The organism is Streptomyces sp. NPDC051963, assembly GCF_044593495.1.
Lineage (GTDB): Bacteria > Actinomycetota > Actinomycetes > Streptomycetales > Streptomycetaceae > Streptomyces.
Window position 1 is genome coordinate 15638 of record NZ_JBIUCC010000017.1, and the last position, 22726, is coordinate 38363.

Sequence of the window (22726 nt, forward strand, 5' to 3'; positions counted from 1 at the left end):
GGACATGTCCCTCGACTCCCTCAAGTCCGCCGTACCGGACTACGCCAAGGACCTGAAGCTCAACCTGGGTTCGGTCATCGGCAATTCGGACCTCCCGGCCCAGCAGTTGTGGGGCACGGTCCTGGCGACGGCGATCGCGTCCCGCTCCCCCATCGTCCTGCGCGAGCTGGCGCCCGAGGCGAAGGCGAACCTCACGCCCGAGGCGTACACGGCGGCCAAGTCCGCCGCCGCGGTCATGGCGATGAACAACGTCTTCTACCGCACCCGCCATCTGCTCTCCGACCACGAGTACGGCACCCTGCGCGCCGGCCTCCGTATGAACGTCATCGGCAACCCCGGTGTCGACAAGGTCGACTTCGAGCTGTGGTCCTTCGCCGTCTCCGCCATCAACGGCTGCGGCCTGTGCCTGGACTCCCACGAGCAGGTCCTGCGCAAGGCCGGTGTGGACCGCGAGGTCATCCAGGAGGCCTTCAAGATCGCCTCGGTGATCCAGGCGGTCGGCGTGACGCTGGACGCGGAAGCGGTGCTCGCCGACTGACACCGCGCATCCCGGGCCCCGTTCACCTCCGCGGTGAGCGGGGCCCTTTCTGCTTCTACGCTTCTACGACTGCTGCGGCGGCGCGTCCGCGGGCTGCACCGGCGCCACATCCATCGCGGTGGCACCCCTCGGCCGCGGGGACTGCCGCAGCGCCGCCTCCTGGGAGTACGACTTCAGATAGCTGACCACCGTGTTCGTCACCGCCACCAGCGGCACCGCGACGATCGCACCGCCGATGCCCGCGACCAGACCGCCGGCCGCCACCGACAGCACCACGGCCAGCGGATGGACGCGGACCGCCCGCCCGAGGATGAACGGCTGGAGGATGTGGCCCTCGATCTGCTGGACCGCGAGCACGACCGCCAGTGTCATCACCGCGGTGAAGACGCCCTGGGTCACCAGCGCCACCACGACCGCCAGGGCGCCCGAGGCCACCGCGCCCACCAGCGGGATGAAGGAGAACAGGAAGATGAAGACGGCCAGCGGAACGGCCATCGGCACGTCCAGGAAATAGATGCCGATACCGATGAAGACGGCGTCGATCAGGGCCACCAGCACCGTGCCGCGCACATAGGCCGTGAGCGTCCGCCAGGCGCGCGGGCCGGCCCCGGCCACGCCCGGACGGGCCGCCGCCGGAACGAGCTTCAGCGACCACTGCCAGATGCGCTTGCCGTCGTAGAGGAGGAACAGCGTCGAGAAGACGGCCAGCAGGATGCCGGTGAGCGCCTCGACGATCACCGTCACGCCCTCGAGGCCCGCGGAGGTGATCTCGTCGGTGTTGGCGCCGACCGCTTCGCGCAGGTTCTCGGCGATGTCGTTGATCTGCTTGTCCGTGACGTGGAACGGGCTGTTGAGCAGCCAGTTGCGCAACTCGTCGATGCCGTCCTGGATCTGGTCGGAGAGGTTGTCGATGTTCTCCATGACCTGCCAGGTCACGAACCAGCCGATCAGCCCCATCACCACGAAGCCGAGGATCGCGGTGAGCGCGGTGGCGATGCCGCGCGGCACGCCGTACCTCCGCAGCCGCGTCACCACGGGCTCCAGCAGCGCGGTGATCAGCAGCGCGGCCACGAACGACAGCACCACGAGCTGGACGGCGCTGATGATGCGCATCAGCACCCACAGCGTGCCCGCGAGGACCAGCAGCCGCCAGCCGGCCTCGGCGGCGACCCTGACCCCCCACGGCACGGCGAGCGCGGCGTCGGGACGGTCGGAACGGGGCGCGACCTCCGGGGCGTAGTCGGGCGGCGGCGGGACCGGGGCCGGAGATGTGTCCGTCACCTTGGCGGTCACCGACGCGGACACCGGCTCGGTGTCCGCCCGCTCCACCTCGGCGCGGCGCTCGTCCAACCGCTCTCCCATTTCGGTCAGTCCGGCGCCCAGCCGACTGAGCCACCCTGGCACTCGCGACATGATCCGTCCCTTGCCCCCGTCTGTCCCCACCGCTCCCCCGGAGTCGTCCGGTCCGACCGTACATGCCGTACATGGCGAGAGCCGAAAGCCCCTCACCGAAGGACGGTGAGGGGCTCGGAAAGGTTGAGCGAACGGCGGCTCAGTACCAGTTGTTGGCCTGCCAGAAGGACCAGGCGTCGCACGGGCTGCCGTAGCGGTCGTTCATGTAGCTGAGGCCCCACTTGATCTGCGTGGCCGGGTTGGTCTGCCAGTCGGAGCCGGCGGACGACATCTTGGAGCCGGGCAGCGCCTGGAAGAGGCCGTAGGCACCGGAGGAGGCGTTGACGGCCTGGTAGTTCCAGCTGGACTCGTGGTCCACGATGTTGCTGAAGCACTGGTACTGGTCGCTCGCCACCATCGACTGCGCCATCGACTGGATCTCCGCGATGGAGTACGAGCTCTGGGGGGTGAAGTCGGAGGCGTCGCGCGTGGCACTGCGGCTGGCCGCCGCTTCCGCCTCTTCGCGCTCCTTGGCCTCCTGCGCCGCCTTCTCGGCGGCTTCCTTCTTCGCGACCGCGGACTCGGCGGCGGCCTTGCGGGCTGCCTCCTCGGCGTCCTTCTTGGCGGTCGTGTCCGCGGCGATGGCCTGGGTTTCGGCCTGCTGAGTGAGGGATGTGGTCTGGACCTGGGCCTGCTGGCCCGCGGGTATGTCCGCGAGCAGCGTCAGGTCGGCTGCCGCCGCTTCGGCGTCGTTGTTCTGTGCGGTGCTGCCCGAGGCAACGCCGACGACACTTCCGACAGCGGTGACCGCGGTGGCCGAGGCCACTGCGAATCCCCGGACCGAAATCCGGCTCACACGGTTTCCTTCCAGCATCGCCCGCTTCGGTGACCCTGGCGGACGCAATCGTGCCCCTGACGCTGGCCTCCCAACTGCGGGGTCACGGGAGGCTCGGGCCCGATGGGCAACTCCCGCGAGGGGAGCGCCGCGTGGTGCTCGGGCGGCATACGACGGAGCTATGGAGTTGGCGGTGATGCCTGGGTGGTGCCGTACCGCTGGGGGTACACGTGGGTCGTATGCGGGGCCTGACAGGAATGAGACTCTGCCGCACCCGGACGCCGGGTGGCAATTCTGAGTTGCGTGTGAAAGCTCACATCCCGTTTGACCCAGCGGATTTCGAGAAATCGCAACACGCGAAGGCGCCGCCCAACTAGGCTCTAGGCCTTTGCTGGACGGCGCCAACTACCAGGTAACCGGCCCTAATTGGGCATCGGATGCGACACCTCTCAGATCGCCCCGTCTTCGAGCATTTCGGTCACAAGCGCAGCGATCTGGGACCTCTCGGACCGCGTGAGCGTGACATGCGCGAACAGCGGATGCCCCTTCAGCTTCTCGACGACGGCGACGACACCGTCGTACCGGCCGACCCGTAGATTGTCCCGCTGGGCCACGTCATGGGTCAGAATGACCCGTGAATTGGCGCCAATTCGGGACAGAACGGTCAGCAGTACGTTCCGCTCCAGGGACTGCGCCTCGTCCACGATGACGAACGCGTCGTGCAGCGAGCGTCCGCGGATGTGGGTGAGGGGCAGGACCTCGAGCATCCCGCGCGCGGTGACCTCTTCGATGACCTCGCGGCTGGTGACCGCGGACAGCGTGTCGAAGACCGCCTGGGCCCAGGGGCTCATCTTCTCGGCCTCGGAGCCCGGCAGATAGCCGAGTTCCTGCCCGCCCACCGCGTACAGCGGACGGAAGACCATGATCTTCTGGTGCTGCCGGCGCTCCAGGACCGCTTCCAGGCCCGCGCACAGTGCCAGTGCCGACTTTCCGGTGCCGGCCCGGCCGCCCATCGAGACGATCCCGACGTCCGGGTCGAGGAGCAGATCCAGCGCGATGCGCTGCTCCGCGCTCCTGCCCTTGATGCCGAACGCCTCGCGATCCCCGCGGACCAGCCGGACGTTGCCCTCGGGCGTCATCCGTCCCAGCGCCTTGCCGCGCTCGGACTGGATGGTGAGCCCGGTGTGGACCGGAAGGCCGGACGCCTCGGGGACGTAGACCGTCCCCTCCTCGAAGAGGATGTCCACCTGCTCGCCCGGCAGGACCAGTTCGGACATTCCGGTCCAGCCGGAGGAGTCCGTGATGGCGAGCTCGGCGCGGTACTCCTCGGCGAGAAGACCGACCGAGGACGCCTTGATCCTGAGCGGAAGGTCCTTCGACACAACGGTGACGTCGAACCCCTCGGCCTGCAGATTGCGGGCGACCGCGAGGATGCGGGAGTCGTTGTCCCCCAGGCGGTAGCCGGTCGGCAGAACGCTGGGGTCCGAGTGGTTGAGCTCGACACGGACGTGCCCGCCGAGGTCCCCGATCGGGATGGGGGCATCCAGGCGACCGTGCCGGACCCGGAAGTCGTCCAGCAGGCGCAGGGCCTGCCGGGCGAAGTACCCGAGTTCGGGATGGTGCCGTTTGGCCTCCAACTCCGTCACCACGACGATCGGCAGCACGACCTCGTGCTCGTCGAAGCGGCTCAGGGCGTTCGGGTCGGCCAGCAGGACGCTGGTGTCGAGAACATAAGTGCGCCGGTCGGGCTTGTGGCGCTTTGTGCTGGTCACCACGGAAGGACGTACCCCCTCGGAAGAGGTCGGGGAGCGACGGAGAGGAGCTGGACCGGTCGACGGCCGCGATGCACGGGCCGAGAACCGGCCCTCCGCTGCTTCGTCCGTGCGGTGAACGCACGATCGGGCTGGTGCAAAGGGCCTCCCGGGCGGACGGCCCCGTGCCGTCCGCTGAGATCCGACACCCGTGGTTCGGGTGTCGACCTGTCTGGCTTATGCCCTCGAACGTGCGATGCCATGCCACGCCGAATGACGGCGCCCTGGTGAACTCTTTGTTACTTCCGCCTCAGAGACGGTGACCCTCCCCGCCCGGAGGTACGCCGGATCAGCCTCCGTAACGGCGGTGACGCGCCGCGTAGTCACGCATGGCGCGCAGGAAGTCGACCTTGCGGAAGGCCGGCCAGAAGACCTCACAGAAGTAGTACTCGGAGTGGGCCGTCTGCCAGAGCATGAATCCGGACAGCCGCTGCTCGCCGCTGGTGCGGATGACGAGGTCCGGGTCGGGCTGGGCACCGGTGTAGAGGTGCCGGCCGATGGTCTCGACGTCGACGGCGTCGGCTAGCTCCTCGAGCGAGGTGCCCTTGTCGGAGGCGTCGAGGAGCATCGAGCGCACGGCGTCGGCGATCTCCTGGCGGCCGCCGTAGCCGATGGCGACGTTGACGACTATGCCCTTGATGCCCGCCGTGGCCTCTTCGGCTTCCTTGAGGGTGGTCTGCATCTGCTGCGGCAGCAGATCAGGCGTGCCCACGTGGTGGACGCGCCAGCGCCCGTCGGCGGCGAGGGTGCGGACGACGTCCTCGATGATGCCGAGGAGCGGAACGAGTTCGTCCTGCGGCCGGTCGAAGTTGTCCGTCGACAGCAGCCAGAGGGTGACGACCTCGACATCCGTCTCGCTGCACCAGCCGAGGAACTCCTCGATCTTCTCGGCGCCGGCCCGGTGACCGTGCACGGTGGTGGAACCCGCCGCCTTCGCCCAGCGCCGGTTGCCATCCATGATGACGCCGATGTGCTTGGGCACCTGAGCGTGGTCCAGGTGGCCTTCCACCCGGTGTGCGTACAGCCTGACGAGCAGGCTGCGCAGCTTGTCGCGCAGGTTCACGTGAATGTCAGCCCCTCCGTGCGGATGCGGTCCCCGCCGGTTGAGGGTACCGCCGTGGGCCTCGGGGCCGTATTCCGGGTGGGCCCTGCCTACGAGACGCCCGTCCGCGCACAAAAAACGGGCCGGTCCGTGGGGGGGATACGGACCGGCCCGAGGGGGGGCTTCCACCATAACCCTTTGTAAGTGATGCTGCGCGCATCGGCGTGCCACAACTACTCTCCGGAGTCGCCCGACGACGGCACGGTGGCCGCAAATGGCCCCGTTCTGGGCGGGCTCATGGCCGGAACACAGCGGATTCCCAGGGTGGTCGGGCGGGATTCAGGGGGATGCGGAGGTTTCGCCGTACCCGGTGGCGGCTCGGCGGGTCGTCCGCGGGTCCCCCGGGTGGGTGACCCCGTCAGCGAACGTCCACTTGACGGCACGGAGGCTCCCGGCCGGGCCTCGCCGAGAGGGCGCATACGACGTCAACGGGTGTACGCGGCACCGCGCAGCCCCCTCCACCGCGCGGCGCCACCCCGCGTAGCTTTGCTGACGCGAATTACCTTGGTCTGAACTTACGTGACGCACAGGTCGGATGCGAGCCACCTGCGATAACAATGTGGAAACTGTGCACAGCCCGTGGATACGAAGGGTAAACCTTCACCAAGGAGCCAATAGCCCGATTTGCACACACTTGGTCTCGATGTGTCCTCCGGCATGCAGGACATAGAGAGGACAGCTTCCGGCCTACTTCCGTCCTAGCGTCGTCGCATGACCTTGAGGATCAGTTGGGACGAGGCGAGCGCACGCCGGCTGGAGCGGCAATTCCTGGCCAACCCTGCGGAAGCGGGTGGGGACGTGGCCTCGGTGGTCTCCGCCATGCTCGGCGCGCATGCGCAGGTGCTGTCCGCGGCGGAGGTGTCGGTGGGGGTGCGGACGGTCGGCGTGACACGGGCCGACGTACGTGCCGCGCTCTGGGAAGACCGCTCACTGGTGAAGACACACGGCCCGCGCGGCACGGTGCATCTGCTCCCGGCCCATGAACTCCCGCTCTGGTGCGCCGCGCTGACGGCGGTCCCGACGGGCCCGAGCCCCTTCGCGCCCGGCGCCCGGATGACCCAGGAGCAGGCGGCGCAGGTCGTGGCGGCGATCGGCGAGGCCCTGGACGGCGTATGCCTGACGGTGGACGAGCTCAGCGAGGAGGTCGTGGCGCGCACGGGTCCCTGGGCCGGGGACCGGGTGATGCCCGCGTTCCAGGACATGTGGCCGCGCTGGCGCCAGGTGATGCACCGGGCCGGCCAGTCGGGCGCGATGTGCTTCGGCCCGAACCGCGGCCGCAAGGTGACGTACACCCGCCCGCCGGCCTTCGACCCACTGCCGCCGGACCGGGCGCTGGAGCTGCTCGTACAGCGCTATCTGCGCGCCTACGGTCCCGCGACACCGCAGAACTTCGCCAAATGGCTTGCAGCCGGACCGACTTGGGCCGGCGAGGTGTTCGGCAGGCTCGCCGAGGCGGGGGAGATCGAGAAGGTGGACTTCGAGGGCACGCCCGCATGGGTGGCGGCGGGTGACACGGACTTCCCGGACGGCGGCCGGGCGAAGGGCGTACGGCTGCTGCCGTACTTCGACGCGTACGGCATCGCAGCGCAGCCGCGCGAGCGCCTGTTCCCGGGTGCGGCCTACGAGAGGGCGCTGGCCGGCGGCCAGGCGGGCAACTACCCCGTGGTGCTCGTCGACGGCGTGGTGGCGGGCGTGTGGCATCAACGGCGCCAGGGACGCCGTACGACGGTCACGGTGGAGCTGCTGGGGCGTCTGACTCCGCGGCAGGAGCGGGAGTTGGGGCTTCAGGTGGAGCGGGTGGGGGAAGTCCTCGAGGCCCGGCCGGAGTTGGTGGTCGGGAAGGTGACGGCGGGACCGCACGCGTAGTCGGTCACCGTGGCCGATCCGGCTTGCGCAACTCGAAGAGGTGGCGAGCGCTGTGGGCGACGAAGGGGCCCTCGGACTCGATCTGCGCGTGGAGGGCGCGCAGTCGGGGTTCGTACGCCTCGACGGTGAAGCCCGGGACCATCCAGATCACCTTGCGCAGGAAATGGACGACGGCGCCGATGTCGTAGAACTCCATACGCAGCCGCTCCGCGCGTACGTCGACGACTTCGAGCCCGGCCGCCCGGGCGTCGGCGCACTCGTGGTCGGGGTGACGGGCGCTGCTCTGTTCTTCGGGCAACGGCCCGAGGAAGTACTCGACGAGTTCGAAGACGCTGCGGGGGCCCACGTGCTGGGCGAAGTAGATGGCGCCCGGGCGGAGGACGCGGGCGATCTCCGGCCAGTCGGGGCGTACGGGGTGCCGGCTGACGACGAGGTCGAAGGCCGCGTCCGCGAAGGGAAGCGGGGCGTCCTCGGGCACGGCGACGACGGCGACGCCGTGGGGTCGCAGAAGGGCGGTGGCCCTGGCGACGTTCGGCGGCCAGCCTTCGGTGGCGACGGTGAGGAGGGGTGCGGCGGAGCCGGCGCGGAGCGCGAAGTCGAGGACCTCTCCCCCACCGGTCTGGACGTCGAGGACGGCGGCCGCACCGGGGAGTCGTACGGCCATGGACTCCGCGTAGCCCCACGAGGGCCGCGCCTCCGTGGCGCGCCCCTCGAACCAGGAGAAGTCCCAGCCGTCGGTGGGGTGGGAGACGGCTTCTTCGACGAGGTCTTCGTAGGTGCGGCGGTGGTGGTCGGCGGGGGCCGGGCTCACGGGACCAGCGGCCTTACCTCTTCCGCCGCGAACCGCACGAACCCCTCGGGGTCGGGCTCGTCGCCGGTCGGCTGAAGGACGACCGTGTCCGCGCCGGCGTCGGCGAGTCGCTGGACGGCCTTGGCGACGGCCCCGGCGTCCCCGGCGACGCCCAGGTCCGGCACGGATGCGACGCCTTCGGCGGCGAGTTCGGCACGGAGCCGTGCGGAGGCGTCGGGCCCGGTGGCGGCAAGGAGATAGACGACGACCTTGTGCGGCTCGGTACGACCGGCCGACTCCCGCCCCTCGTCGATGAGTTGCCGGGCACGCCGGACACCCTCGGGCGGGGTGCTCGCGGTGAGGATGGTCCCGTCGGCGGCCTCACCGGCCAGCCGCAGCGAGCGGGGCCCGGTGGCGCCGGCGAGGACGGGTGGCGCGGGATCGGCAGGGGGCCAGTCGAGCGCGACGTCGTCGAGCTTGACGTACCGCCCGTCGGTCGTGAGCCGCTCGCCGCGCAGCAGGGTGCGCAGGGCGAGAAGATGCTCACGCAGCAGGGTCACCGGCGACTCGACCCGGGCCCCCACCTGCCCCATCCAGTCCTGCACCCCATGCCCGACGCCCACGATCGCGCGCCCGGGGAACATCCGATGCAGCGAGGCGACCTCCATCGCGGTGATGGCCACGTTCCGCAAGGGCACCGGCAGCAACCCGACCCCCACGTTCACCCGCTCGGTCCAGGCGAGTGCGGCGGCCGCGGTCGAAATCCCGCCCTCCCGGAAGCAGTCCTCCCACAGCCAGAGCTCTTCGAGTCCCGTCCCGTCCGCGAGCCGGACGATCTCACGCAGCCTCTCGGGCGGCAGCTGAGGGCGGAACACGGCACCGAGTCCAGTCGTCATACGGCCTTCCTACCCGGGCCGGGCCACAACGGACAACGTCTTTTCCGCGAGTCGACAGCCTTGTGTCACGCTGCTGGAATGCGGCGTCGTTGGCGGGATGGACCGGGAAGGCTGGCGGTGTACGGGAGTGGCGGTGGGGATGTCGTCTCGGTTCCCCTGGAGATCGCCACCTCGTACCGCGCGCGGACCAAAGGGCTGTTGGGGCGGGACGCCGTCGACGGGGCGATCCTGCTCTCCCCCGCCAACAGCGTGCACACCTTTCGGATGCGGATCCCCATCGACGTCGCCTACCTCGACCGCAACCTCGACGTCATCGCCGTGACGACCATGAAGCCCGGACGGCTCGGGATGCCTCGGCTTCGGGCCCGGCATGTGGTGGAGGCGGAGGCGGGGGTCATGACGGGGTGGGGGTTGGGGGTGGGGGTTCGGGTGGGGATCGAGGGCGTGGGCTAACCCGGGCGTGGGTGTTGCTGACGCTCCGCCGCCGCCCCGGCTCGCTCGGGCGACGGGTCGTACCGTCTGGCCCGGGGACAGTTCGAGGCGGACCTCGCGGGTGATCGTCGCGATCGCGGTGGCCGGTTCGGTGTCGGCCGGGATGACGACGCGGCTCAGGTAGGGCAGACGGGGCAGGTCGTCGAAGGTGGCGGGCGGTCGCCCAGGACGTCGGTGCGTTCCGACTGGAGGCGCTCGTCGACCTCCGGGTTGCGGGCGAGTTCGTACAGGATCCAGGATGCCGACGCCTTCAGTCGAGCAGACGGATGACCGGCAGAGCGGACGCAACCTGGATTTCGCCCCAATCACCCTCCAGGTGAAAGGCATCGCCGTTCCAGAGGAGTGAGTCAATCGCTCCGTAGTCCTTGTCACCCGAGGCGTCTGTCGCCGGAGGCGCTCCCTGCCCCGCCCATACCAGGTGCCGCACCTCGGGGAACTCGACCGTGGCTCGGACGTAGCAGTTCTGTTCGCCTGGATTCGGTGAGCGGTAGGCAGGGTGGCCAGGTGTGAGGACCAGGTCGAGGTCGAAGGTCACCCGGCCCGGAGTGGCTTTGACGTCCAGTACGAAGCTGTCCTCGAGGTAGACGTTCTCGAATCCGCTCAGCTGCGAGTAGTTGGTTCTTTCGGTACTCACGGAAGGTCCCAGACTATAGACGTGTGGTTTCCAGGGCTCTTTCTTGTGACGACGTTCCCATTCGGGTCGATACGTTCACCCTGGGCGTTTCGTATTTCCACGTGCGGCGTCCCGCTTCCAGGAGCTCGGCTGCTTCCCTGTTTCAGGGTGACACGGATGATCCCGTTCTCGTCGATGAACTTGGGCGGACCGTTCTGGGTCTGTGTCTCGGTCCACCCCTGCTCACGCGCCCATTTTGCGATGTCGGACGCCTTCCGATGCCCGCCTATCGCGTCAGTTGACGGCGCCGACGGCTGCTTTGCGGGTGGAGTGCCTGCGCCTTGCCCAGATCCGCCGCCGCTCCCTCCTCCTCCTGTACCCCCGCTCCCCGCTCCGGCCGCCATGAGGACGAGTCCGGCAACTCCGAGGCGCGTGGCCACAAGCGCGGCCTCCACGCTGAGTCCGCCGACCGCACCACCTCCCGCCAACGCCAGTCCCGCCCCCGGTGGGAAGAGGGCCAGCAGGGAGAGGAGGAGTAGGGCGAAGCCCAGGTAGGTGAGGAAGTTGTCGAGGGCTTCGAGGAGGTGGGTGGTGGGGATTGCCGGGGCGCTGGGGTCGGACGATTCGGCCGTTCGCCAGAGCAGGAGCGCGCCGACCGTCAGGGCGGTCAGTGACGAGGCCGCACGAAGCCGGTGGGCGGCGAGTTCTTCGCCGATCGGGTGCAGAGTCGTCCGACGCCAAGTGCGCAGCAGGTACGTCGACTGCCAGCCGATCCAGGCCAGCGCCGCCACCGCGAAGACCAGCAGGATCGTCGGGCCGATGCCGGTGGTGAAGTAGTCCTGGAGGCCGGCCGTGCGCTTGAAGGAGCCGACGCCGAGGAAGAGGACGGACGGGAGGACGAGGACGCAGGGGATGAGGATCTGGAGGATGAGGAGGCGGCGGGTGCGGTGCCTCCGTCCCTCGGCCGCGCGGAATGCTCTGATCCGGGCTCGTAAGTTCGGCGTCCGCCACGCCCGCGCGTTGTCCGTCGCGTCGATTCCGGTGGCCATGGCGGCGACCGTGCTGCGTAAGGGCTCCAAACTCTGGGGCGTCGTCCCGGAGGTGGCATAGCAGAGGGCTCGACGCAGGTGGATGAAGCGCAGGGCTATCAGCGGGGTCCAGGGGACGCGCCAGGCCGCGTAGCGGATCAGTGCGGCGGCGGTGTCGCCGTCCCTTCTCTCCGTCGACAACAGCGTGTCGGGGAGTCGGCGTTTGGCGCGGTGCAGGACCGTCGTGTCGAACGCCATTGCCAGCAGCAGGGCGACCACGGGTGCGGCCCACAGGCCGGCGTCCATGGTTTGCAGCCAGTCTCGGGTACCGCTGCCCGGGTTTGTGCCTGCGTAGTTGTTGAGTGTGTGGTGCGCTGTCGCCACCCCGAAGGGGATCAGCGCCAGCGGTTTCCACCAGGCCCGCGCCCGCCACAGGACGCCAACTCCCAGGCCTGCCAAGGCCGTCCATGCAAGATGGGTGAAGGTTGCGATCGTGACGCCCCCGCCCGGGGCGAGGTCCAGAGCGGCGGCCGGGGACGGCAGCCAGGTCGTGAAGACCTGGCCCGGGCCCGGGACGTACGGCGGCGAGAGGCTGTCGGGGACCAGCCAGCCGCCATGGCGGGCGAGCGCCCGGTCCGCGTCCAGGGAGTAGCGCAGCAGAGCCTCCAGCAGACCGAAACCGGCGCCGAGTGCGGCTCCCAGGACGGTGAAGTCGGTCAGACCCCATTGGCGGCGCACCTTGGCATATAGCCCGGCCAGCAGAAGGGGGGACACCTTCACCAGCTCCTCCACCCAAGGGGCGGTGGTGTAGGCGGTGGTGTTCACGACCCTGATCAGCGACTCGCCCGTACTCGCCGCGATCATCCGCGTGTACGTCAGCTCCAGCAGCGCCGCGGCCGTTCCGCAGGCGTACACCCCTGCCAGGAGCGCCAGCAGTACCGTCGAGAGCCGTACCGAGCGCGCGGGCCACGACAGCACGAACACCTGGAGGACGCCGTAGACGGCCGCCGCCACCATGAGCACGGTCATGCCCGTCCCCCGCATCCTGCGACGCGTGTCCGCGGATTCCCCTGCGTGGTCACCGTCAGCTCTCGGAGCGCGGGAAAGAGACCTCCACCCGTCGGTTCTTCTTGCGGCCGGACTCCGTCGCGTTCGATGAGATCGGGTACTGCTCGCCGTAGCCGCGGACCTCGTACCGGACGTTCGCGTCGTTCAGCTCGCCCTCCAGTACCTCCTGTACGGCGTTGGCCCGCTGCTTCGACAGGACGTCGCCGTGTGCCGAGGAACCGAGGTTGTCCGTGAAGCCGAAGACTCTGATGTTCGTCGCGTTCTGGGTCTTGACCTCCTCGGCGATCGCCGAGATCCGGGACTTGGCCTCCGCGCTCAGCCTTGCGCTGTCCTTGGGGAACAGGACCTCCGCCTGGAGCGCGAACTTCACGTCCGCGTTGGTGTCTTCGCGGCGTTCGTCGCCCGTCTGGTCCTCTACGACCTGCTTGATGTCCAGGACCTTCGGTTCGGCGAGCGTTGCACCCTCGGGGATCTTGAGGTCCGGGTCGTTCCCGTCCACTTCCACCGGGGCCGAGGCCGTTGCCTCCGTGCCCGGGGGGACGCTGGGGCTTTCGTCGGCGTAGGCCGTCGTCGTTCCGGTGGCGAGGATGGTTGTGGCGAGGAGGAGCGTGGTTGCGGTGAGGGTGGCGGCGCGGTGTGGGGTGAGGGTCATCGGTGCCTCACCCGGAGATCTTGATCGTGGCGGAGGCGAACGTCGGTAGCTGGAAGGTGACTTCGCTGGTGCTGGTAGGCGGTGCGGGGAACTGCATGAACACCGGGATCGAGTCGCCCGCCTGGATCCTCGGCATGCCCGTCGTCGTCAGCGGACGACCATCGGTGTCGCGCAGAACGTAGTACCGCTTCTTGGTCGCCGAGTCGACGAGCGTTGCCCCGCCGAGCGAATCACCGTGCCGGACGATTTCGGTTTCATCGCCCGCGGTTCGGATGGAGAGTCGAGCCGCCTCGGCGCCGTCGTTCTTCAACTCGCCGCTCACGGTGACGAACCCACCGGAGTCCCGCACGGCCGAGTTGATCTGGAGGACCAGGCCGCCCTCTCCCCTGAGTTCGACCAGGGGCTCGTCCGACCCCTCTTGAGCACTCGGGTCGGATCCGCTTTCCTTGGTGGCCGAAGCCGACGTTTCCGGCTTCTTGTCCTCGTCTCCTCCGCCGCCGCAGCTCGTCACGCCTACGGCCAGTCCGGCCACGACGGCCAACACGGCCATCCCCCTACGGGCCTTGGCTGTGAACCGAATGCTCATGACTCTGCTTCCCTCACCACTCGTCGTTCACGTGTCAGTCGTCAGCCAGATGGACGTCGAACAGGTCCTCAGGGCCCGGGAGACTGGTGGGGTCGTCCGGGTCCAGGTCCTCCCAGATGATCCCGTCCCCGCAGTCGAGTTGCGGCAGTACGTCGTCCCCCGCGTCCTCGCCGGGGAGTTCGAACGTGCAGAGCGGGTCGATCACGGCAGTGGCGGACGCCCTCGCATGCTTGTCCTCCGTGCCGGGAACGATGGAGTCTCCGACGGGTTTGTTGGTCCGGGCCTCGACCGTGTAGCCCGGGGGCAGCGCGAATGTCGGGTCACAGGACGCCTCTGCGTCATTCTGCGCTGCCAGCTGATAGGCACGATCACATCCGTCGAAGTCCACGCCTTCGCCGTTGAATATGCCCTGCCACGTCGTCGGGTCGAGCAGGTTGTCCACCCACTCGTCCCTGAGCTTGTCGCGGGTGTCGAGGGCTGCCGCAAGTGCGGCCGCGTCAGCCGCCGTCTGTGCACCGTTCCTGTTCGCCGCTGCCTGGCCGACCGCGAGGTATGCGAACGCGAGAAAGAGCAGGCCCGCCACCACCGTGATGTAGATGGGGAAGGCCTGCCCTGCGTCGCCGTATGTGCGGCTCCGGGTCAACCGATGACCTCGTCGATCTTGGACACGATCGCGTCGTAGATGGTCTGACCGATGCTCGTCCCCGTGATCGCCAGCACAATAGCCACGACCACCGCAATGATCCCCAGATACTCCACCGCCGTCTGCCCTTTGTCGTTCCGGGCGGCGCGAGCGCGGACGTACGAGACGGTCGTGTTGATCCAGTTGCTCATGGTGTACCCCTCCGGCGTGGCACGACAGGTGGTCGACCTGAGCAGGGTATGGCTCAACACCCGATCCCGCAGAGGGCCCCAGGGCCCAATTCCACCCCCCACCAACCCCCCGACGCACCACTTCAGGCCACCCCCAACCACTTCACGGCGGCCTGTACGCGGCTGGTGCTGTGGAGCTTGGCGAAGATGCGGTTGATGTGGTTCTTGACCGTCTTCTCGCTGATGAAGCAGGTGGCGGCGATCTGGTGGTTGTTCATGCCCGATGCGACGAGGTCCATGATCTCCGCCTCCCTTGCGCTGAGTTGGAACCGCGACCTGTCGGCCTGCCCCAAGGAAGACTGTCCCACAGTTGGTTGCAGTTGCGAAAGGCGTTTGGGGGAAATCGCTTCACCCAGGCCTTCAGGCAAGGCTGGTGCGTCAACATCCTTTGCCGTTGCTCGCAGTTGCTCCAGCAACGCACCCGCCGCCGTGGGCGTGAAGTGCGGCCTTCCCCGTTTGATGTCCCGTACGGCTGCCACCAGTTCGTCCGCCGTGAACTCGCCGTGCACCAAGTAACCGCCGGCGCCCCTGCGCAGAGCCTCCTCGACGACCCCCGCCTCCCCGCTGTAGGTGAGCATCATCACCGGAGCGAGCGGGACCAGGTACGGGAGTGCCGAGATGCCGTCCACGCCCGGCATGCGGACGTCCAGGAGGACCACGTCGGGGCGGTGCCGATACGTCGCCTCGCAGGCCTCGCGGCCGTCCGCGGCCTCCGCCACCACCGTGATGTCCTCGCGGCCGGACAGGAGTGCGGTGAGGCCTGCTCGGACCACCGGGTTGTCGTCCGCCACCAATACCCGTACCTGCGGGAGGTCTTGCGGCATCAGGCAGCCTCCTTTCCTGTGCTGCTCTGTGGCGTCACGGCCGCCAAAGGCAGTTCGAGGCGGACCTCCGTGCCCTGTGCGTGATCGCCCCGGCCGATGTCGAGGCGGGCTCCTACCGAGGCCGCGCGTTCGACCATGCCCAGCAGACCGAAGTGGCCCGCTTGGCGGAGCTGGTCGAGGGTGGTGTCGGGAGGGAGGCCGCGGCCGTCGTCGTGGACGGTGATGCGGAGGACGTCGTCGTGGATGCCTGCCCGTACGTCGACGTGGGTGGGTGATGCGTGGCGGTGGGCGTTCTCCATGGCCTCGGTGGCGATGGTGAGGAGTTGGCGGGCCACCGCCGGGGGGATCGGGGGGAGGGGGGCGTCCCCTGTGGGGTGGTAGGTGGCCGGTAAGCCCGTGCGGGTCGTGAAGTCCCCGGTGCGGGCCGCAAGTTCCGTGAGTACGTCCGTGGTTCGGGTCGGGTCTGTTTCGCGGCGCAGGTCGGCCAGGAGGTCTCGGGATTCCGCTGCCGCTCTGCGTGCCGAGCGGGACACCAGTTCCGCCTGTTGTTTGATCAGGGCCGGATTCGGGTGAGTGGCGTCCGCGGAGGCGGCCAGGGCGTCTGCGGCCAGGGCCACCCCGTGCAGGGTCTTGGCCACCGAGTCGTGCATCTCGCGTGCCAGGCGGGCGCGTTCCGCACTCACCGCTTCCGTCACGGCCAGGCGCGCCTGGGTTGCCGTCAGGGCCGTTGTCGCGGTGCCGAAGCGGAGGAGGAGTGTGCGCAGGGAGGAGCCGACAGCGCCCGCTATGACGCAGAGGCCGGGGAGGAAGGCCGTCTCCGCGACGCCCGCCTGTGTGTCGGGGCCCGTCGCGTGGACGAGGAGGAGGATCAGGGACTGGAGGCTGGCGAAGACCGCCGCTCCCCGCCAGCTGTAGACGATGCCCGCGAGGAGGGGCGTGCAGACGCTGACGTACGCGAGGGTGGTGTCCGGACCGGCGGAGATCAGGAGGAGCGAGCCGAAGAGGGTGTCGATGGCCAGGAGGGAAGGGTGGCGCAGCAGGAGCGGGCCGAAGCGTTCCCAGTCCCGGAAGAGGACGTACGAGCCCATGAACGTGACCACCACCGCCGCGCCCACCAGACGGACGCCCAGCCCGGGGGCCGCGTTGAGGAGGGCCGAGGGCGAGGCCAGGGCGATCATGGCCAGACGGAAGGCGAAGACCTGGCGGCACATTGCCTGGAGGGCGTTGATCTCCAGTGCGGGTGCGGGTGCGGGCGCGGATACAGGTACGGGCACTGATACGGGTGCCGCTGTCCCCTGCGGCCGAGTCCGACGCCGCCGGCGACGCAGCAGCCGTAGCGGACTCATCGGACTCAGCGCACTCAGCGGGCCGCCCCCACCGCCCTGTTCCGTCGTAGCCATCTCCCTCGCCCCCCTACTCCCCCGTGATCGAACCGAAGTCCGTCCCGGACCCGAGCAGCAACCCCGCGCCGAGCAGGATCATCGTGGCCGGCACCATGAAGGTGGTGATCATCAAGGTGGCCTTGGGTACGGCCCTGGCCGCCTTGCGGCGGGCGTTCTGCGCGTCCGTGCGGCGCATGTCCTTGGCCAGCGACACCAGCGTGTCGACGATCGGCGCGCCCAGCTCCTCCCCCTGCTGCAACGCCGTCACGAACATCGCGACCTGCTCGGAGTCGTTGCGTCGGCGGAGTTCCGCGAAGGCCTGGCGGCGGCTCATGCCGAGGTCCATCTGCCGGAGGGTGATGCGGAGTTCGTCCGCCCAGGGGCCCTCGTACTTCGTGGCGACGCGGTCCAGGGCCTGGCGGAAGCCCAGACCCGCGCTCACCACCACCGCCAGTACGTCGAGGAAGTCGGGCAGGGTCCGCTCGATCACGTCCTTGCGGATACGGATCGCCGACCAGATTCCGACCTCCGTCCAGAACGCCCCGAAGGCGAGCAGGAGGAGCGCCACCAGGTACTGGCCCCGCAGCAGGAACACCAGGCAGCCTACGCCGCCCAGCGCGCCGTAGACCGCCCTGCGTGCCGCGTAGCGGTTGATGGTCAGGCCGCCGGGGTTGCCCGCGAGGTCGATCTTGCGGCGGTACTTGGCGACCTGCTTCGGGCCCATCAGCCGGAGTACCGCGGGCGCGTACCGCATGCCGAGGCGGTCGATCAGGGAGTCGACCGCGCCCGTCCTGGTGGCGCCGACCTCCAGGGCCAGCGCCAGGTCATCGGGGAGTTTGGCGTCCGCGCGGTACATGCGGACGCCGGCGAAGACGCCCCAGATGCCGAGGCCCATCAGCAGGGCCAGTAGGAATGCCATGTCCCTCTCCCCGCCTCAGACGTCGATCCGCGACAACCGGCGGATCATGATGAAGCCGATGGCGTACAGCGCGAACGCCACGATCACCGCCCCCTGACCCAGCGGCGAGCCCGTCATCCGGTCCAGGGCGCCGTCCTTCACCCCGTTCATCAGGAACAGCGCACCCACGCCCAGCACGGGGACGGCGTACGACGTCATGGTGACCTGGGAGAGCTGGGTGCGGACCTCGCGCCGTGTCTCCTTGCGCTCCTCCAGCGTCTCGGTCAGGTTCCGCAGGGCGCTCACCACCTGACCGCCCGCCCGGTTCGACAGCACCAGGGTCGTGACCAGGACCACCAGTTCGCGGGACGGCAGCCGGTCGGCCAGCTCGCCCAGTGCGTCGTCCATCGACGCGCCCACCGCCAACTGGTTCGCCACCTTCCCCAGTTCCTCCCCGGCCGGCGCCTCCAGCTCCTCCGCGGCCATCCCGATCGCCGTACGCAGCGCCAGACCCGCCTGTGTCGCGTTCGCCAGGATGCGGGCCATTTCCGGGAGCTGGTTGATGAACTTCTCGATCCGCTTCTGCCGCTGCCAGTTGAGGAACTGGATCGCCACCCACACCCCCAGCGCCCCGGCCAGCGGGCCGAAGAAGGGGGCGAGGGTCGCCTGGCCGATCAGCCACAGGGCCGTGACCGTCGCGAGCATGTAGGCGAAGAACTCGCCCGGTGTGACATCCAGGCCCGTTGCCGCCAGGCGGAGTTCCAGGTCCTTGCCCAGCTTCGTACGGCGCAGCCGGCGGTCCATGGTGCGGAAGCGGCGCCGGCGGCCGGCGGGCAGCTGGCCGGTGGCCGACAGCCGCTCCACGAGGGCTGCCCGCTGCGCCTTGCCCGCCGCGTAGAAGTGCAGGCCCACCACGAAGAGAACGCAGGTCAGCAGTGCTGTGCCGGTGGTGAGCGTGACTAGGGTGTCGAGTTCCATCGGGAGGGTCCTACCTGGCTTCTCGGGTGGAGAGCTGAGCTGGGGTATGGGCGACGCCATAGGCCTGGGGTATGGGCTGGCTCGCCATGTAGAGGCGGTCGGCGGTGCGGCGCGGCAGCGGGAAATGGGCGTAACTGCCGTGCACCCGGCCCTCGTGGGTCATCGGCTGGGCTTCGAAGCGGGCCACCGTCGCGATGCGGTACGGCTCGCCCCCGTGGCTGTCGAGGACCGCGATCTCGGTGATGCGGCGGGCGCCGTCCGGGAACCGGGTGAGCTGGATGATGACGTCGACCGCGCTGTTGATCTGGTCGTGGAGTGCTACGAAGGGGACCTCCACGTCCGACATGGAGGCAAGGGTCTGAAGGCGTGTCAGCGCGTCCTCCGCGCTGTTGGCGTGGACCGTGGCGAGCGAGCCGTCGTGGCCCGTCGACATCGCCTGGAGCATGTCCAGGGATTCCCCGCCGCGGACCTCACCCACGACGATCCGGTCCGGGCGCATCCGGAGGGAGTTGCGGACCAGGTCGCGGATGGTGACGTGCCCCTGGCCCTCCACGTTCGGCGGGCGGGACTCCAGGCGGATCACATGGGCCTGCTGGAGCTGGAGTTCCGCCGAGTCCTCGATGGTGATGATGCGGTCGTTCTCGGGGATCAGGCCGGAGAGCGCGTTCAGCAGCGTTGTCTTTCCGGTGCCCGTCGCCCCCGAGACGATGATGTTGCACCTCGCCTGCACCAGCCCCTCCAGCAGGTACAGCATGTGCTCGTCGAGCGAGCCGAAGCCGATCAGCTCCTGGAGCGTGAAGGAGCGGGGGAAGCGGCGGATGGTGAGGATGGCGCCGGTCAGCGACAGCGGCGGGATGATCACGTTCACGCGCTCACCGGACGGCAGACGCGCGTCGACCATCGGGTTCGACTCGTCGACACGCCGGTTGACCGTCGACACGATCCGCTCGATCGTCTGCATCAGCTGGTCGTGGGAGGGGAAGCGGAGCGGCAACTGCTCGACGCGGCCGCCGCGTTCCACGAAGATCGCGTCCGGGCCGTTCACCATGATCTCCGTGATCGACGCGTCTTCGAGCAGCGGCTCCAGGATGCCGAGGCCCAGCGCCTCGTCGACCACGCGCCGGATCAGCTGCGCACGCTCGACCGTCGACAGCACCGGGCCCTCACGGCTGATGATGTGCCCGAGCACCCGCTCAAGACGCGCTCTGCGCTCGGCCATGGCGAGCGCGCTCATCTCCGCGAGGTCGATCTCCTCCAGGAGTTTCGCGCGGTACGACGCGACCAGGTGGCCGTCCTCGCCCCGGCTGCCGTTCTCCTCCGGGGTGCTGATGCGGGACCGCAGGCTCATGGGTGCATCCTCAGTGGTCGAGCGGCATGGTGGCGGTCTTGTTGGCGTCCCCGAAGTCCCAGACGAGGACGATCGACGGGATCTGGACCGTGGCCGTGACGGTGACCTCGTCGGCGCCCCGGGCCTCCGTGCACACGGTCCGCTCGGCCACCCAGCCACTGACCGCGTTCTGACACCCCTCCTGGGCAGCACCCTGTTCGAGCGAGGCCGCCCGTGCCCCGGCCCGGGCCGCCGTACCGGCCTGCTGTCCGACGTAGGCGATCAGCCCGATCTGCACCCCCGCCAGCGCGACGAGGATCAGGATCGGGATGAACCCGAGGTATTCGATGGCGACTTGGCCGCGGTCGCGGCCCTTACCGTCGTACGGCATCTCAGTCCTTCACCTCCTCCACGGCACCCGCGTGGCCCTCCACGTCGAAGGGGAAGCCGATCGAGCCCGGGAACAGGACGGGGACATGGAGCGTGACGGTGGCTTTGACGAAGCCGCCCTCGGTCCCGCAGGCCACCTCGCCGCTCCACGCGTCCGGCAGCTTGTCCAGACCCGCCTGCTCACACGCGGCCTGCCGTGCACCACCATCCGCAACCGCCGTCCCCGCCCGCACCGCCTCATCCGCAGCATTCCCAGCCAGCGTGTACGTGTACCCCAGCAGCACGAACTGCCACAGCAGCACCAGCGTGAGGATGATCAGCGGGGTCATGCCGAGGAACTCGATGGTGACCTGGCCCCGGTCCCGCGCTGCGAAAACCCCGCGTAGCCTCATCCCCCTCCGTCCCTCCGCCGTCGGAAGCCGACCGACCCCCGTCCGCCCCGCCGGTCGCCCTCGGGGACGTTCACCAGGCCGAGTTCGCCGGCGAGGCCCCACAGGGCCTGCTTGACCGTGCTCCTGCTGTCGAGTTCGTGGACGCGGCCCGCGTCGACGGCGGCCTGGAGTTCCTTGAAGTTGGCGGGGACTGCCGTCGCGGCCAGCGCGGTCCCGGTGATCTTCTGGATCAGCGGGGGCTGTATCTCCGTGGCGCGGGTGTGGCGGTTGACGACGACCGTCGTCTCCTCGGCCTTGCGGATCTGGAGCCGGTCCCACATGCGTACGGTGCGTTTGGCGCCGCGGACCGAGACCACGTCCGGGGTGGTGACCAGCAGCGCCGTGTCCGCCGTCTCGATCGCAGCCGCGCTCGCGCCGCTCACCTGGGCACCGCAGTCGATGACGACGACCTCGTAGCGGGCCCGCAGGGCGGTGACGATCTGGCGGGCGGCTCGGTCGGTGACCTCCTCGCCGCGTTCGCCCTCGCCGGGGGCGAGCAGCAGCGCGAGGCCGGTGTCGTGGCGGAAGACCGCGTCGGCCAGGACGCGCGGGGATATGTCGGTGATGGTGGCGAGGTCGGCGACCGAGCGGCGGAACTGGATGTCCAGGTAGGAGGCGACGTCGCCGGCCTGGAGGTCCATGTCCACCAGCGCCGCCGACCGGCCCGACGCCTGGGCGGCGAGGGCCAGTTGGACCGCCGTGAGGGTCGTCCCCACGCCGCCCTTGGCGCCGCTCACCGTGACCACGGTGCCGCCCACGCCGGTGAACACGTCGACCGCGCTGCCGAGATGGCGTCGTACGCCCGCCGACCACTGGGCGACCGCGCGGACGCGGCTGGCCAGTTCCTCGTAGCTCAGGGGCAGCGCCACCAGGCCCCGTGCGCCGTAGTCCATGGCGGCCTGGAAGAGGCCGGGGCTCGCGTCGGAGGTGACGAGGATGACGCCCACGGCCGGGAAGCGCAGGGCCACGTCACGGATCAGCTCCAGCGCGGGGACCGGGCCGATGCGCTCGTGGACGACGACGACCTCGGGCAGTTCGTCGACCGACTCGGCGGCGAGGCGGGCGAGGGTGTCGACGAGCTGGGTGGAGTCGACCACCGGGGCGACCGGCTCGGCGTCCGGGAGCTGGCTGAGGAGGGTCGTGAGGGACCGGACCGCGTCCGCGTCACCGACCGCCGGGAGGATCCTCGTGGGCATGCGGGCCTCTCACTTGTCCTTCGCGAGTTCGTACGTCCGGTCGGACTCGGGGACCGTGGTGTCGCCGCCGGGCGCGACCAGTGCGAGCCGGACCCGCTGGGCGAACGACTCCGCGTACGTGATGCGCTGGGCGTCGATGGTGGACAGTGCGAAGGTGATCGGGACGGCGTCGGTGGCGTCCCGGGTGCGGTCGTTCGCGTCGGGTTCGAGCGGGGTGAGCTCGCCGACGTCGAGGACCCTGGCGTTCGTCACGATGATCTTGGACTGATCGGGGTCGGTCTCACGCCGGCCCTCGAAGGTGGCGTACACGTTGACGGTGGAGTTCGGCGTGATCTTTCCGGCCACGCCGGTCGCCGCGTCGATCATGATGGCGACCTCCTGCTGCCCGGGCTGGAGGGCGGGCTGGTCGACGATCATGTCGCTCTGCAGCAGGGAGCCCTTCTCGAGGGGCGTCACGGCGATCTTGCCCTCGATCTGCTTCAGATCGGTGACGGCCGTGTCCGACAACCAGCGCTCCGGCATCTCGGTCTTCTCGAACTGGCCCGCGTTGAGGGTCTCGTAGGGCTTCACGTTCGTCTTGACCCGGTAGGCGGTGACCTCGGGACCGACCTTGGACTCCACGTCGTTGACGACGGAGAGCACGCCGGCGAACGCGCCGAGGGCGCACAGGACCGACAGGAGCAGGAGTATCACGCCGCGGCGCTGACGGGAGTTCATGAACCGTACAACCTCATTGGGGGGTATAGGTCGAGCGGAGT

Annotated in this window: 25 protein-coding genes; 3 read left to right on the forward strand and 22 right to left on the reverse strand. The window is 69.3% G+C overall.

The window, feature by feature from the left end; translation table 11 throughout:
* Window positions 1-4 precede the first annotated feature (4 nt).
* Window positions 5-538 carry an alkyl hydroperoxide reductase gene (locus ACIHFB_RS43840; RefSeq protein ID WP_365284249.1) on the forward strand — a complete coding sequence of 178 codons (534 nt, stop codon included), beginning with the start codon at window positions 5-7 and terminating at the stop codon, window positions 536-538.
* 63 nt (window positions 539-601) lie between these two features.
* On the opposite strand, the gene ACIHFB_RS43845 is transcribed toward ACIHFB_RS43840, so the two are convergent.
* From ACIHFB_RS43845 to ACIHFB_RS43860, 4 genes are all read right to left on the reverse strand, one after another.
* Window positions 602-1951 carry an AI-2E family transporter gene (locus ACIHFB_RS43845; RefSeq protein WP_365284247.1) on the reverse strand — a complete coding sequence of 450 codons (1350 nt, stop codon included), beginning with the start codon at window positions 1949-1951 and terminating at the stop codon, window positions 602-604.
* 139 nt (window positions 1952-2090) lie between these two features.
* Window positions 2091-2786 carry a transglycosylase SLT domain-containing protein gene (locus ACIHFB_RS43850; RefSeq protein WP_365284245.1) on the reverse strand — a complete coding sequence of 232 codons (696 nt, stop codon included), beginning with the start codon at window positions 2784-2786 and terminating at the stop codon, window positions 2091-2093.
* Between the two features lie 428 nt (window positions 2787-3214).
* Window positions 3215-4540: a PhoH family protein gene (locus ACIHFB_RS43855; RefSeq protein WP_365284243.1), complete on the reverse strand. Its 1326-nt coding sequence runs from the start codon at window positions 4538-4540 to the stop codon at window positions 3215-3217.
* A 325-nt stretch (window positions 4541-4865) separates the two neighbouring features.
* Window positions 4866-5639: an isoprenyl transferase gene (locus tag ACIHFB_RS43860; protein WP_400129779.1), complete on the reverse strand. Its 774-nt coding sequence runs from the start codon at window positions 5637-5639 to the stop codon at window positions 4866-4868.
* Window positions 5640-6389: 750 nt separating this feature from the next.
* On the opposite strand from ACIHFB_RS43860, the gene ACIHFB_RS43865 reads away from it, so the two are divergent.
* Entirely contained in the window at window positions 6390-7544 is a 1155-nt protein-coding gene (locus tag ACIHFB_RS43865) for a winged helix DNA-binding domain-containing protein (RefSeq protein ID WP_365284239.1), read from the forward strand.
* 4 nt (window positions 7545-7548) lie between these two features.
* On the opposite strand, the gene ACIHFB_RS43870 is transcribed toward ACIHFB_RS43865, so the two are convergent.
* Together ACIHFB_RS43870 and ACIHFB_RS43875 are read right to left on the reverse strand one after the other, a co-directional pair.
* On the reverse strand, window positions 7549-8355 hold the full coding sequence (locus tag ACIHFB_RS43870; RefSeq protein WP_400129780.1) for a class I SAM-dependent methyltransferase: 807 nt from the start codon (window positions 8353-8355) through the stop codon (window positions 7549-7551).
* Complete coding sequence (locus tag ACIHFB_RS43875) at window positions 8352-9230, reverse strand: LLM class flavin-dependent oxidoreductase (protein WP_400129781.1); 879 nt, start codon at window positions 9228-9230, stop codon at window positions 8352-8354. The genes ACIHFB_RS43870 and ACIHFB_RS43875 overlap by 4 nt, the downstream gene beginning before the upstream one ends.
* A gap of 78 nt (window positions 9231-9308) precedes the next feature.
* Between ACIHFB_RS43875 and ACIHFB_RS43880 the strand changes: the two genes are divergently transcribed.
* Window positions 9309-9683 (forward strand): DUF192 domain-containing protein, encoded by a 375-nt coding sequence (locus ACIHFB_RS43880; protein WP_400129782.1) that lies wholly within the window; start codon window positions 9309-9311, stop codon window positions 9681-9683.
* Between the two features lie 155 nt (window positions 9684-9838).
* On the opposite strand, the gene ACIHFB_RS43885 is transcribed toward ACIHFB_RS43880, so the two are convergent.
* The 16 genes from ACIHFB_RS43885 to cpaB all read right to left on the reverse strand — a co-directional run bounded on the left by ACIHFB_RS43885 (window position 9839) and on the right by cpaB (window position 22685).
* Window positions 9839-10027 (reverse strand): cytochrome P450, encoded by a 189-nt coding sequence (locus tag ACIHFB_RS43885; RefSeq protein WP_365284229.1) that lies wholly within the window; start codon window positions 10025-10027, stop codon window positions 9839-9841.
* The gene (locus ACIHFB_RS43890) at window positions 9973-10356 is read right to left on the reverse strand and encodes a hypothetical protein (RefSeq protein ID WP_365284227.1); all 384 of its coding nucleotides are present in this window, start codon (window positions 10354-10356) and stop codon (window positions 9973-9975) included. The genes ACIHFB_RS43885 and ACIHFB_RS43890 overlap by 55 nt, the downstream gene beginning before the upstream one ends.
* Window positions 10353-12392, reverse strand: coding sequence for a PrsW family glutamic-type intramembrane protease (locus ACIHFB_RS43895; RefSeq protein WP_400129783.1), 2040 nt, complete (start codon window positions 12390-12392; stop codon window positions 10353-10355). The genes ACIHFB_RS43890 and ACIHFB_RS43895 overlap by 4 nt, the downstream gene beginning before the upstream one ends.
* Before the next feature lie 55 nt (window positions 12393-12447).
* Window positions 12448-13083: an OmpA family protein gene (locus ACIHFB_RS43900; RefSeq protein ID WP_400129784.1), complete on the reverse strand. Its 636-nt coding sequence runs from the start codon at window positions 13081-13083 to the stop codon at window positions 12448-12450.
* Between the two features lie 7 nt (window positions 13084-13090).
* Window positions 13091-13669 (reverse strand): hypothetical protein, encoded by a 579-nt coding sequence (locus ACIHFB_RS43905; protein ID WP_400129785.1) that lies wholly within the window; start codon window positions 13667-13669, stop codon window positions 13091-13093.
* Between the two features lie 34 nt (window positions 13670-13703).
* Window positions 13704-14312 (reverse strand): pilus assembly protein TadG-related protein, encoded by a 609-nt coding sequence (locus tag ACIHFB_RS43910; protein WP_400129786.1) that lies wholly within the window; start codon window positions 14310-14312, stop codon window positions 13704-13706.
* Window positions 14309-14503 carry a hypothetical protein gene (locus ACIHFB_RS43915; RefSeq protein ID WP_400129787.1) on the reverse strand — a complete coding sequence of 65 codons (195 nt, stop codon included), beginning with the start codon at window positions 14501-14503 and terminating at the stop codon, window positions 14309-14311. Before ACIHFB_RS43915 ends, ACIHFB_RS43910 begins: the two co-directional genes overlap by 4 nt.
* Before the next feature lie 122 nt (window positions 14504-14625).
* Window positions 14626-15366: a response regulator transcription factor gene (locus ACIHFB_RS43920; protein ID WP_365284217.1), complete on the reverse strand. Its 741-nt coding sequence runs from the start codon at window positions 15364-15366 to the stop codon at window positions 14626-14628.
* Window positions 15366-16712 (reverse strand): sensor histidine kinase, encoded by a 1347-nt coding sequence (locus ACIHFB_RS43925; RefSeq protein WP_400129832.1) that lies wholly within the window; start codon window positions 16710-16712, stop codon window positions 15366-15368. Before ACIHFB_RS43925 ends, ACIHFB_RS43920 begins: the two co-directional genes overlap by 1 nt.
* 67 nt (window positions 16713-16779) lie before the next feature.
* Window positions 16780-17667, reverse strand: coding sequence for a DUF5936 domain-containing protein (locus tag ACIHFB_RS43930; protein ID WP_365284213.1), 888 nt, complete (start codon window positions 17665-17667; stop codon window positions 16780-16782).
* A gap of 15 nt (window positions 17668-17682) precedes the next feature.
* Entirely contained in the window at window positions 17683-18624 is a 942-nt protein-coding gene (locus tag ACIHFB_RS43935; protein ID WP_365284210.1) for a type II secretion system F family protein, read from the reverse strand.
* 10 nt (window positions 18625-18634) lie between these two features.
* Entirely contained in the window at window positions 18635-19972 is a 1338-nt protein-coding gene (locus ACIHFB_RS43940; RefSeq protein WP_400129788.1) for a CpaF family protein, read from the reverse strand.
* A gap of 10 nt (window positions 19973-19982) precedes the next feature.
* Window positions 19983-20342, reverse strand: coding sequence for a TadE/TadG family type IV pilus assembly protein (locus tag ACIHFB_RS43945; protein ID WP_365284206.1), 360 nt, complete (start codon window positions 20340-20342; stop codon window positions 19983-19985).
* Window position 20343: 1 nt separating this feature from the next.
* Window positions 20344-20733 carry a TadE family protein gene (locus ACIHFB_RS43950; protein WP_365284204.1) on the reverse strand — a complete coding sequence of 130 codons (390 nt, stop codon included), beginning with the start codon at window positions 20731-20733 and terminating at the stop codon, window positions 20344-20346.
* Window positions 20730-21968 carry a CpaE family protein gene (locus tag ACIHFB_RS43955; protein ID WP_400129789.1) on the reverse strand — a complete coding sequence of 413 codons (1239 nt, stop codon included), beginning with the start codon at window positions 21966-21968 and terminating at the stop codon, window positions 20730-20732. The genes ACIHFB_RS43950 and ACIHFB_RS43955 overlap by 4 nt, the downstream gene beginning before the upstream one ends.
* A 9-nt stretch (window positions 21969-21977) precedes the next feature.
* Window positions 21978-22685, reverse strand: coding sequence for a Flp pilus assembly protein CpaB (gene cpaB, locus ACIHFB_RS43960; RefSeq protein ID WP_400129790.1), 708 nt, complete (start codon window positions 22683-22685; stop codon window positions 21978-21980).
* Between the last annotated feature and the right edge of the window lie 41 nt (window positions 22686-22726).